This is a genomic window from Vibrio sp. 10N (assembly GCF_036245475.1).
GTDB lineage: Bacteria > Pseudomonadota > Gammaproteobacteria > Enterobacterales > Vibrionaceae > Vibrio.
Genome location: NZ_BTPM01000002.1, coordinates 410,623 through 422,762, shown reverse-complemented (window position 1 = coordinate 422,762; position 12,140 = coordinate 410,623). Strand labels below are relative to the sequence as shown.

Annotated in this window: 11 protein-coding genes and 1 pseudogene; 4 read left to right on the top strand and 8 right to left on the bottom strand. The window is 41.9% G+C overall.

Annotated elements, in window-relative coordinates; translation table 11 throughout:
* The first annotated feature begins 34 nt into the window (after nucleotides 1–34).
* From AAA946_RS18055 to AAA946_RS18040, 4 genes are all read left to right on the top strand, one after another.
* Entirely contained in the window at nucleotides 35–382 is a 348-nt protein-coding gene (locus AAA946_RS18055; protein ID WP_338166169.1) for a hypothetical protein, read from the top strand.
* Between the two features lie 13 nt (nucleotides 383–395).
* On the top strand, nucleotides 396–872 hold the full coding sequence (locus tag AAA946_RS18050) for a hypothetical protein (protein WP_338166168.1): 477 nt from the start codon (nucleotides 396–398) through the stop codon (nucleotides 870–872).
* A gap of 678 nt (nucleotides 873–1,550) precedes the next feature.
* On the top strand, nucleotides 1,551–1,904 hold the full coding sequence (locus AAA946_RS18045; RefSeq protein ID WP_338166167.1) for a TraR/DksA family transcriptional regulator: 354 nt from the start codon (nucleotides 1,551–1,553) through the stop codon (nucleotides 1,902–1,904).
* Between the two features lie 58 nt (nucleotides 1,905–1,962).
* Nucleotides 1,963–2,244: a hypothetical protein gene (locus tag AAA946_RS18040; protein WP_338166166.1), complete on the top strand. Its 282-nt coding sequence runs from the start codon at nucleotides 1,963–1,965 to the stop codon at nucleotides 2,242–2,244.
* A 677-nt stretch (nucleotides 2,245–2,921) separates the two neighbouring features.
* Here the strand turns inward: AAA946_RS18040 and AAA946_RS18035 are convergent.
* From AAA946_RS18035 to AAA946_RS18000, 8 genes and pseudogenes are all read right to left on the bottom strand, one after another.
* On the bottom strand, nucleotides 2,922–3,449 hold the full coding sequence (locus tag AAA946_RS18035) for an opioid growth factor receptor-related protein (RefSeq protein WP_338166165.1): 528 nt from the start codon (nucleotides 3,447–3,449) through the stop codon (nucleotides 2,922–2,924).
* Nucleotides 3,439–4,035: a hypothetical protein gene (locus AAA946_RS18030; RefSeq protein WP_338166164.1), complete on the bottom strand. Its 597-nt coding sequence runs from the start codon at nucleotides 4,033–4,035 to the stop codon at nucleotides 3,439–3,441. The genes AAA946_RS18035 and AAA946_RS18030 overlap by 11 nt, the downstream gene beginning before the upstream one ends.
* 74 nt (nucleotides 4,036–4,109) lie before the next feature.
* Nucleotides 4,110–5,294: a cell division protein FtsZ gene (locus AAA946_RS18025; protein WP_338166163.1), complete on the bottom strand. Its 1,185-nt coding sequence runs from the start codon at nucleotides 5,292–5,294 to the stop codon at nucleotides 4,110–4,112.
* A gap of 366 nt (nucleotides 5,295–5,660) precedes the next feature.
* Nucleotides 5,661–5,768 (bottom strand): annotated as a pseudogene (locus tag AAA946_RS18020) (single-stranded DNA-binding protein); the annotation flags it as partial.
* 83 nt (nucleotides 5,769–5,851) lie between these two features.
* Complete coding sequence (locus AAA946_RS18015) at nucleotides 5,852–6,433, bottom strand: hypothetical protein (protein ID WP_338166162.1); 582 nt, start codon at nucleotides 6,431–6,433, stop codon at nucleotides 5,852–5,854.
* Nucleotides 6,423–7,643 (bottom strand): ankyrin repeat domain-containing protein, encoded by a 1,221-nt coding sequence (locus AAA946_RS18010; RefSeq protein WP_338166161.1) that lies wholly within the window; start codon nucleotides 7,641–7,643, stop codon nucleotides 6,423–6,425. The genes AAA946_RS18015 and AAA946_RS18010 overlap by 11 nt, the downstream gene beginning before the upstream one ends.
* A gap of 50 nt (nucleotides 7,644–7,693) precedes the next feature.
* Nucleotides 7,694–9,115, bottom strand: a complete 1,422-nt coding sequence (locus tag AAA946_RS18005; protein WP_338166160.1) for a DUF7017 domain-containing protein — start codon at nucleotides 9,113–9,115, stop codon at nucleotides 7,694–7,696.
* Entirely contained in the window at nucleotides 9,112–12,063 is a 2,952-nt protein-coding gene (locus AAA946_RS18000; RefSeq protein WP_338166159.1) for an AAA family ATPase, read from the bottom strand. Before AAA946_RS18000 ends, AAA946_RS18005 begins: the two co-directional genes overlap by 4 nt.
* Nucleotides 12,064–12,140: the final 77 nt, after the last annotated feature.

Below are 12,140 nucleotides of genomic sequence, written 5' to 3'. Positions count from 1 at the left end.
TCAAGTTGTGTTTAACCCACCTGAGGGCTTTGAAATGTTTGCTCAAATCCATCACACCGAAAGACGTAAATCACTCAAAGTAGCGACCAAAATCCTAGAAAAATGGGGGTGTACACAACATCAGGTGGATCGACTACTGAACACAAACTATTTCGAAGAGCCTGAAAACGACAGCTTGATACGAGTCAGCTACATTTTGTCGATCCATTCATCATTAAGTCTATTTTTTTCGAGCAAGGAAAGTGTTTACAGCTGGGTATCGAAAAAGAACCTTCACCCCGCTCTCGGTGGTTCACGTGCTCTTGATTTGATGCTTACCGGAGAACTGCGAGAACTGAAAAAAGTCGCAGACATTGCCAAGTCAATGATCTACTCAAACTAAGGATGTGCGCATTATGAAAATTCTATACTTTATGGCCCGCCGTACTCTATATTCTTATAGTTACCTGACGCAAATTGGAGCGACTACCATTGGGTTAACTCAGTCTCAATTGTTCAAAACCATACCGTTCGACGTTAAGGCTGTAAATGCTCTATCCACAGCAGCAAGAGAGCACGGGTATTTACTTTACCCTATCGACAACCCAGAGATATATAGAGATCTCGTCAATAACCACGTATTTCCTGAAGAAATCTTAGCACCGGATATCGACTGGGTAGGAAGAATGAGGCTTGATGATGCAGACCCAGTCAGACGCTTATTAGCTCATTCTCATCAATTAAACGTAGATTCTTGGTTCGTTTATGGTGACGTTGACCTATCGCATCACTCAGCCTTCGCTGAGCGCCAGTTCCTCAGTAAGCACTGCAACAATATTAATCGAGATCTCGCTGACAAGATTTCATCGTACATTACAACGAAATCGCATTAAACCGTGCGTGATTTGCCCAAGTTACAAGATACAGGAATCAACTTGGTGTTAAAATCTCACACCCATACATCGAACCCAAACCATTGGGTGCGTGAATTCCTGGTAACATTGGCAAGATGCTCATAGTCCCAATGTCAGCAAAACTTGTAAGAGATCGTCCATAGCAATGGACATAATGCATCTGGATTCATTGCTAAACCTACTTGGCCATACACATAACCCTCTGTTTTATCGTTCTACTAATCCGTACATTGCTTTATCAAATCAATCTTTACCTCGCGTTAACACCCATTTCATTCCCTAAGCACGTAAAATGTCTCTCATCGACGGTGCTAGTCGAGTACAAGGAATGCCTTTAGAGATAGGCATGGTTTTTGAGGATAGGAAAACCAGAACGGAATCATAAGGACACCGCGTATGGATGGCGATTTGGCCTGATAAGGATACTGCAACTCCAAGGAATAATTATGGACACCGCTAGGACAGCGATGGGAGCCAGAAGCTGAACGATATCAGCCAGTTCATTAAGGATGATTTTGCATGGAGCAACATAAGTAGCATGGGGGCTACTGCGTCAATTTAGGCTCCGATGATGGTTTTACCTCTCGGGGCTACTTTATTTATTTTGACAAATAGCTTTTTGCGCATAAAAGGCATACAAGCCAAGGAAAACAACACATGGATTTGAATCACATTGAAGCTCGTATTCAAGAAGAGCTTACTCATACTCTAGCGAGTATCGACAATACCCGCGCACAGTTAAGCCAATCCGCCGTTCAATCTAGCGATTGCTGTGACACAGCTGACCAATTGCAACACCATTACCAACTGAACACGATTATGGGTCGTTTGAATGCACGCGCAAATGCGTTAACTCTCGCTAAAGCAAAATTGTCTTTGAATGATTATGGGTATTGTCACGCATGTGGTGACGACATCGAACCGGCTCGCTTAGCCTTTGATGTCACGTGTACACACTGTATTAGTTGTCAAACCAAAAAAGAAATGAACCAACACCTTTACGCTCAGTAAAACTGATGTATTGGTAGCAGGACACAACCTTTTTAATACTATGAATATTAAGGAAAATATGATGAATGCCACTTCTCATTCATTTAACGATTGGTATAGCCTCACTGGACAAAGAATGGCCGACTGGGATAAGAATGGACTGTCTTTAAAAGAAGCAGAGGCCTACTTAATGGAATATTTCAGTGACTTCCCTGCGGCAGGTCTTGAAGTAGGAAAATACATTGCAGAAAACTGGACCAGTCGTCGAGTTAAAATGTTAAACCCAAGAGCAAGACAAATACTGATACAAGTTTGTAATGATTACGAGCTTGTCATCAATGAAGGCCACATTAATAGATAACGTATTGCCCTGAGATCTGCCTTAGGGCTCCTTCCAGTTTTACTTGCAATCTACCAACTCTATAAAGCCAACGGTTTATTACTATCACCCTACATCTACCGCTCATTACCCCTACAGAACTTGCGCGAGTTCACAATAATAGATTCATTACTTAGCAAGTCTGTAAATAAATACCGAAACAGAGTACTAATTAATTCTTTTACTTCATAAGGTTAACATTCACGTTCGAAAATACGGACAAGAAACATTCACGACGGGAATGGGAAAATCCAAATGCATTCCCTGGCAGTATTTGAAGTATCTGACAAAAATGTATATATTTCGCGCAAACGTTTTCCTAATACTACAACAACGTCCTTCAGGCTTATTACATGAATCATTCAACATTTGATCTTCTTAAAAATACCACACGTGGAAAAATAAAAAATATCGAAAGGATCCCACCTTGCAGTAAAGAATCGTTGCTCGATGCCGTCGACAATGTGACAGATCTAGACGATATTATCGTTATTAATCAGGCGATAAAAAAACTTATTGCACACGAGAAAGCTTCAACAGTACGTTCAAGTAAGGCGGTAAGATACTGAAAAATGATCCATTAAAAACATATTCTTGGCATTATAGACTGCAGTGGCCAAGTCGGATTGGCCACGGTTTCACAACTTCATTAACTCTCTTTATAAGTCCGAGTCCAAGTCAGCCGCTGCCTTCAACCAGTAGCCCATCGACTCCTCACTAACCTCTCCGTACTCTTTCGCAACCTTAATCACAGCCTGTTGAAATTGGTAGCTAAGCTTGTGTTGTCCGCAAAGCGCAAGGCTTCTGATGATTCGTGAAATACGAAGATGGTTATGGCCACCCCGCTTCAACCAAATATGCTCGCGGATGTTTAACTGAGCGCTAGGAACGATTTCCCCCTCTTGCCACTGCAAACCAAAAAAGTGCAGCAACAAATCTAAAGATTTTCGTTGCACTTGCTGAAGCACCTCCGACTCAAAAAATGCAGCTCTGTCATCTGTGGTCAAAACTGGCGCATGTCGGTTGAACTTAGTTTGCGCATCGATTGGAAATAGCCACTGGATGTACTTATGGTCGTGCTCAAGCCAAAAACTATTGAAGTCCCATATCTCGCTAATGAATCGCCCTTGGTGATCGGTACCTTTTCCGAGTTGAAAGGCGAGCAATGCCGACTGTTCAGTCTTCATAAATGACATCCAGAAGTCGAAAATCTGGGTCGGTTACATAGCTGCCTTCAAGGAGGGGATAAACGGCCTTATAGGTTGCCGCAGCACGCTCAGGTTCTGGTGATACCAATCTCAGCTGATAGCTGCAAATACTGCTGAAGCAATGCATTTTAAAGGCTTGATAATAGCCTTGGTATTGTGTGCTTTCGCTAAACCTAAACATTCGCTTGCGGTTGAAGCCTTGTTCAAAGCCAGCCAAGTCTGGAAGGAAATACTCTGCACTTTCCATCGGGACGTAGTAGTTTTCACCATCTTCAGAAACGTGCTGATAATCAGTAACTAACACTCGTTCAGGTACCAATGTCCATGGAAGTTCAACCGACAAAAAGAAGATACCTTGCTCTTCAATTTGCTGTTGAAGAAAATGATACATCTCAGAGCCATCAACAGCGAGACTAACCACTTCTCTATCTTGTTCGATAACCAATTTCTCAGTTAATGTAATGCGAGCCAGGTGATACGGATATGGCTCTACCTCCGCCTTAGCGGGTAAAGAGCACAGTATTAGTTGCGCCAAACCTAAAAGGCCAATTAGCGAGCGTTTCATATTTTTCTTTTCAAGCAAATGTGACGACACCTTTCCAGTAAAAAGCCGGAAGCTTAAGCATTGTGGACGCCCCATTAGTTCTTTTTAGAATTTCTCAAAAACGCTGGAATATTTAGGTATTCCATTGCTTCTCTGCGCGTTTCTGGTTCTGTGCGAGTTGCTGCTACCGTATTACCCTTAACGTTCGTCTCAAGGTTTTCTACAGTGACAGGCGCTTCAGTTTGGCTGACGGTATCTTTTGGTGTCTCATTAGAGACAGCAAGTTTGATGGACTGACAACCTTCTAGCGCACTTTCCTCTGTATCTGAAATACCTGTGCCGATAACGAAGATCTCAATCAGATGCTGCATATCCGGCTTTTCAGTAATACCGCTAACGAGGAGAGTGCTCGGTTTGAGCATACTTGTGATGGTGTCATTGATCTTGTTGTAGGTGCCCACCGTGATTTCTTCTCTGACATTAACCTGCACCAACGCGCCCTTCGCCAAGGTCATATCGCGATCTTGATATATTGGATTGTTTACGGCGGCTTTTACAGCTAGTTCTACAGCAGACTGGTCATCAGCCTTACTCGTGCCCAAAATTGCATCACCCGTCTGAGACATAACAGTAATAAAATCATTAAGATCGATATTCACGTAACCTGTACTGGTTAACATATCAATCAAAGCACGAAGGGTATCTTCCAACATTCGGTCTGCATGTTTGAATGCACTGAACACACCAACACTCTCACCCAACGTTTCAAGTATATTATCGTTCGGTAACGTGACGACCGCATTTGCTAACTGTTTGATTTGCTTTAAGCCCTCTAAGGCATTCTTCATTCGAAGCTCGCCTTCTGTCTTGAACGGCAAGGTAGGAATACATATGACTGGCTTGTTGCTGTTTCTGGCCAATTCAATGATGAAAGGCGTCGCACCTGTTCCCGTGCCACCACCTAAACCGGCAGTAATAAAGATAATATCTTGACCGTCAAACAGCGCCTTCAAATCATCTTCGTTCTCTTTTGCAGCATCAAGCCCTACTTCCGGTCTTGCTCCAGCACCAAAACCATTGGTCAGCGAGCGACCAATCAAGAAGTTTTCGCCCGATTTACAACGCTCAAGAGCCGAGGCATCTGTGTTGATGTTAATGATTTTAAGGTTATCATCCTCGATGGCATCTCCAATGGTCGAAGAGGTATTGCACCCGCAACCACCAACTCCTAAAACTAGGATTTTGGGCATTCCATTGTCGCCATCAACCGTAAAAATCATCTGTAGTCCCTTTCTTTACTGATTGATTACAAATATATATGAAATTATTCGCGCTTTCACGCGTCTGGCATGTCTTCGTTTAAACGATAGACAATTGAGGTAGTGTAATTGATAGAAATGTGCTTGAGCGCAAACTCTGCATTGTACTGTGTAACCCTCTAGAACGGATATCATCATCGTAATCAGTCAAATTGCTCTCTGGCGAACTAGGGGTAAGACGATTACCCGACATACCTTGGCTCTCTCTATTTTCAGGCAGAACCGTTGGACTTTCTTGCGGCTTATGAGGTGACATCGACAATGTATTATCTGTTAAATCGCTTCCCGAACTCGGGCGATTCCCCACTAGCTGCACATTACCACTAGGCCACCTAACGACAACCTCTGTGGTATACCGGTCTTGTCCATTTTGATCCTGCCATTTTCTGGTTTGAAGCTGTCCTCTATATATAGCTGAGCGCCCTTCTTAACATAATTTGCAAAGAAGTTAACGGATTGCCTTCTATTAATGCTCTTCCTAGCTCAACACCAGCGGATGTTTTAACCCTATTTGTTCCCTATAAAAACGGAAGTCCGAACAATGCTCCAACAATCCCAATAGGGCTAATAGGCAGAGCAACATCGGCAACTGCCTCTGCCAATCCCTCACTGACTGTATCACTTGCTACGCTTTCAGCAATATCAGTTACCACATCATCAGACAGGGCTTCTGCCACGGCCTCGCCCAACACCGCATTATCAATTCCAGAATCAATCACCATGGTACTATCAAAACTATCGGCGACTTCGCTCGTTACAATGACTGGTATATCTGGGTTATTAGCAAGCGTCTCGTTGATATAAGCAACGCTATCAGTCGCTTTTAACTGCACTTCAGCTGCGATATCACCGTCACTCATTAATGCAATATCAGAAACAGGATGGTTAGTGGCTTCAAAGAGCACGGCATTCATATCCTGCTCATTAAGTGCAGTAGCAACTTCTTGCTCAAACACCATGCCTTTGATATTGCTGATATGCCCCGACATAACGTCGGGGTTGACATCAGCAAAGTAATCCTCAATTTCATCGTTGCTAGCGAACTCTAGTTCACGGTAGCCGCGGTGAACAGAATCAAAGATAGACTCTTTACTCAACATCAATAAAATGCCCACTCAACGTCAAAAGAGAAATAATGTCTTTATGTGCTGAGTCAATTACCTCTTTATCAAAACCAACTTTTGGTGCAGCTTCCATTGCAAATGATTTAGCACTTCTATTTGTGTCTTTGGTTCTAAGAGCAATATTTGCATCGTTATCAACTAATAGACTAGCTACTTCTAAGTACCCATTCTGAGCGGATATCATTAATGGCGTTGTTTTGCTTTCACCTGCGAGGGCGTTGATATTAGCTCCACTTTCCAACAACAGCTCAATCGTAGTTTTGTGGTTATATAATGTCGCAGCATGAATAGCGCTAACTCCCTCAGTGGTAGATAAATTAACGTCTGCTCCGTTATCTATAAAGAGTGAAACTAATTCATCTTTACCATTTTTAGCCAACAATAATATCGCTGGCCGAGAATTCATATCTCTTGCATTAGGGTTAGCACCCGCAGCAACGAGCGCTCTGATCATGTCATCATCACCTTTAGTAATGGCGATAATCAACATGGTTTCTTTATCTTCGTTTTCAACATCTGGATTAACGCCATCGGCCAGTAGCTTCTTAGCGATGCTGATATGCCCATTTTGATACGCTGACAGCATGGCAGCTTCTGAATACTTCGCACTAAACACCGCCCCATGAGCAAGGAGCTTGTCGACGACTTCTAAGCGTTGTTTAAAGTAGGCACCCGTTACCGCATTCCAACCATCGTTGTTACAAACATCGACTGCGGCACCGTGCTTTAGCAAAAATTCAACCGCTTTAATTCGGCCTTTCATTGATGCCCAAATTAATGGCGTCCAACCCTTGTCGTTTCGGATGTTAACTTCAGCACCTTTTTCGACCATCAACTCCGCGAGTTCAAAATATTCGTTGTCCAAGCACAGTAATAATGCACTGCTCAATTGCTTCGGTCGATAGTTTGGGTTAGCGCCTTTATTTAACAAAGACTTGGCAATATTCAAAAAGCCAAGATCGATGGCAAGTCGAAGTGGGTTATGGCCTGAATGGTTTATATCGAAACCGTCCACCTCGATGAGTACTTCGGCCAATGATGAGAAACCATATTTCAATGCCAACTCAAATGGGGTTGCTTCCTGCTCATCAAACACGGTATTAACCAGTGCAGGCTGCTGTGTAATAGTATCCTTCAATAACGTTAGGTTACCCGATTCTATGGCGGCAAACAGTTGGTCAGTCATTGGCGCTTTCTCCTGTTTTACATCGCTCAGTTTCCCTTAAAGGCAATCTATCATTCATTGGTGTTTAGTTCCGTCAACTTTATCGCTTTCCAGTTATGGCGAGATTTTGATTTATCCCAAGCCATAATTCGCATTGCACGAACTGTGGTTTCGTTAGCTAAATTGCCAATCAAAAAAGGAGGAACAAAGGTTCCCTCTACGAAACCAAACCCCTTTGGGGCAATGCGTAAAACGCCTTCAACAAAAGAAACATCATCCATCGCTACTTCTTTGCTAAGGATTGAATTTACAACTTCTTTTCCGTCATCAGTAGTAGATAACGACAACTCGACATAATCTCCCGCACTCGGTTTTTCCTTACTCTTATGCACTCCCATTCGAACAGGTAACGAAGTCGAGCGATCAATAAAGGCTTGAAAACCCTTACCCGACTTATGGATGTTCTCAACGATAGCCTTAACGGTTTCTAATGGACCATGTAGGTAATCTATAGCATCAGTACATAGCGATTTGAGAAAAGAATTGAGGTTCGTTTCGTCAACACTCGAATCAAACCATTCTTGCTGCGTCTGCTGTTGTAGTTCAGGTTTAACTTTCCAACCGTTCTTTTCATAGGTAGATATTGCAAGTTTTAGACACATCGACGCTTCTGTTGATTGCTGATTGGACAACAGTAATGGAGTAATACCTTGCAACAATCGCAAGCTAAAGGTCACATCATGCGCTGATACAATCCCCTTGGCAAAAAACTTTATTGCTAAATGCTTATCTTGATTAGTATATGTGGCTGCTAATGCACCCCATGCCCAAGATTCTCTCTGTTTCTTTCTTAAAATAGGAAGAATTAAATTTCGCGCTTGCTCATATTGTCCAGCAACAACGAGACACTTTGCCTGGTCGTAATCAAGCCAAATCATATGTTTGGTATCAGCAGCTTGCTCACGTGTTTGATTCAAAAATGCCAACACAAGCTCAAGGTCCAGTTGCCAGTGGTCTCTCGCTCTGAGCCAAGCGCTGGCGACTTGTCGAGCAGTGGAAAGCATTAAACTAGGCACTTCACCTTTTTCAGCTTTAAAAGGTTTTTTCGTATCTTCATCAAACAAAGCGCTTTGATGGCTGAGTACGAGGTGAACTAAACTTGGGAACCACTCCAAACTCTTTTTAAATTGCACCAACAGCATTTTGTACTCCAAGCCACCAGTGGCTATGTCCAAATTAACAATGGTTTGCAATAGATTTTCAATCTGCTCGAACTCAAAATCAGTAGGGCGATAGTTGTTAGACGTATTTGCGCGTTTATTCAAGTTTTCCAGTTGCTGTTTCAAAAGCTCATAGCAAACCCAGAACAAAGAACCTTTCAAGTAGTTATCTTGAGGGGCACCCTGTAATGCTTTAAAACCAAAATCCCAAGCGCCCTGCAAATCACCATTTTTTCTCAAATTATTGACTGTACGATTGGCGGGTTCGTTCATGCTAACACTCCAATATGTTCAATAACCTCATCAATAAGTCGTGTAGAGTTACTTAGCTGAGGCATAGGCTGTACTTTAGTAAACTGACTCGATTTGTTATACCAAAACTCTATTACTGCCAGCTCGTTGCCACATACAAAAACATACCTCTCACAAAACGAACGTGATTCAATTCGGTTGATTTCCACTTTAATGCTCTGGATTTGGCTAAGAATGTTATGATAAAACTCTTCTAGAAAGGGCTCTGAAAAATGAAAATGTGAAGCATCAGAGGGCTTAGCAACGTCAAGTAGACTACCTTCTAAAGGCTTCAGCAAGGTCAAAAGTTCAACCTCAAAGCCGCTTTGCGTTACCCCTCTAACCCCCGATACTTTCCAATTTCCTTTATAGTTAAAGCTGATGGAGCCCTGCTCACTACCTCGTTGCAATACATATCGCTCTTGATAATTGTAATGCAGCACATCCGCTACAACGATTCCCGTACCTTCAATACACGATGTAACAAGTTGTAGTAACTTCTCAAGCTGTGGAGTATCTGTTTGTAATTTAAATGTCTGTGGTATCACAGTGTCTGTTTCTTTCACGCGCGGTGGTGTAATTTCAGTAACTTTTGCATCTTCCAAAGATAAAGTTTTAACTTTAGGTTGATATCCTCCTGAAATCTTCATCCCTCCCCCTAAACGTAACTGTGGCGGATTCATCACATATAACTTTTCCGACGCTCTGGTAATTGCCGTATATAACCAACGAAAGTAATCTTTAGTTAAGGACTTTTGATGAGTCTGACACTGCAGGAATACATTTTTCCACTCACTACCTTGAGCTTTGTGACCAGTAATGGCATATCCAAACTTAATTTTAAATGCATTAAAATAAGGGTCTTGCAATAGTGCTATTCGAAGTTTTTGCTCATTACCTCTTCGCCTTAACTCAGGGTTTTGATTTAAGAAGTGAACGTAGAGTGCCTTGTGTTCATCAGATGATAAAGTAGGCTGGTCGTTATAAAGCAGGTTCTCAATGATTTTGGCTTCAAAATAAAAAGGCTCTCCATAATCGTTGCGAAAGCCCAGCACGACATCTCTAAAGCTAAGATCCACTTTTCGCTTGACCATTTCCCCGTTATCACCTTTTACACTAATAACAACACTGACCAACTCTGATTGTGGTGACAAGACATCCTTAATCATACCAAATTCGCCATTGGTGATGCTGGCATCAGCACGATAGTGGTTGGCTACTGAAATGATTTTATCACCCTTAACCATCTGCAGTTGATCACCGAAGAAGTGCTCGCGTACTAAGCGATTGTATTCAGATACTTGTCGGTTCGACGAGGCAATAATCACATTCTCACCTGTTCGGCTAACTTTTCCATCGCATGAGTCTAAAAATGTACTAAGCAGCTTATTCGACTTTAATTCAAGAACGTCACGTTCATTGACGTGAAATTGCAGTTTATTAAAAATATTTTGCTCTAATCCACTGCGTAACATATCTGCATTAGTCAAAACACCACTATCACCTTTTTGACGCACCACTTCCATTAAGTGTCCTGAAGTTACGGTCACTTGATATTTTTCTTTGAGGTACTCTGCATCCAAGGCAGGGGAAGTGTTCATGCCAACAGGTGGTAGCTGTGCATTATCTCCGATAAAGATAATTTTCTTATTATGATCGTTGTGGTCAATATTGATGTATTTGAGCAAGTCTTTTAATAGGTAGCCTGAACCAAACCGGAAAAATTCACCATCCGAATATCGATCGGACACCATAGATGCCTCATCAATGATATAAACCGATTCAGCAGTATCAACATTAGCTTTTAGCTCAGCGTAACAACGGTAAGTTTCTGAGCCTTCAACACCATCTACTTTATATTCTTTGACATTGTCATAGTTGTAGATAACCCGATGTATTGTACTGGCAGGTTGCATCGTTTTATCTGAAATAACCTTTGCCGCTTTGCCCGTAGGCGCCATAAGTGTAAATTCACGCCCAATTTTTTCTAAATACTGAGTAATTCCTTTCGTAATAAAAGTTTTACCTGTACCTGCATAGCCATTAAGTAAGAATACATTTTGGTTTTTGTCGTTGAAAAGTGAACCTATTTGCTCGACGATCATACTCTGATCATTAGTCAGCTTCATATCTTCAAAGCATTCAAAGATATTAATATTACGACGAGTGACTTCCATATCAAGATCAAAGCTCGATGCAGAGCTCACACTTGCTTGCTTAAACGCTTCACGCAAGTGATAGTCAGCCACGACCTCTTGTGTAGCAACTAAGTCTTTTTGCTTTTTTTCTAATTCAGCTTGCAACAATACCTGCTCTCTTTTTACTTGAGATAGGGCATCATCTTTAGTGCGCAGTTCAGCTAGCAATTCATTCGTCTGCTGCTGCAAGGTTTGTTGACTTAAAGAAAGCTTTTCATGCAGTTCGGATTCTCGCTGTATAAGCTCTTGGCGCTGTAACAACAATTCTTGTTCTAAACGAGCTGTATGATCCACCGGTTTCTCTGGCTCTATAAAATCTGGTGGCGTCAGTGGCTCATTAAGAATAGTTTGTGCGTACCAACGCGCAATCAAATATGCTTCTTTTATCAGCCAAAATACATCTTTTTCAGAGATATCTAACTCACCACTGGCAGAGTGTGCAGCTTTGTTTCCTCTGCGACGCAAAAGATCTAATTTTGCCCATATAGCGTTATCACCAATTGCGTCTTTAAGTTCAAGACTACGTAGCCGGTTAAATAAGTCATCTTGAACAGGAGGTATAAGCGATAAATGTGAATAAATATCGCCTACAACCAGCTCAGTAAAGCATCGCAACTTGACAAGTGCAGCTTGCTTATCATCATGACAATAAAGCTCAGCGCTAGAGCCAAGGTTTGCTAGCTCAGGTTTCACAATTTCTAAAAAACTAAAGTTACTCATCTCGGATTGCACTTAATTTCCTTGCTATACATATGAATTTTTTACTACTAGCCTATTCTTAATGCGAGCTAGAGGGTGATCTTTCTACT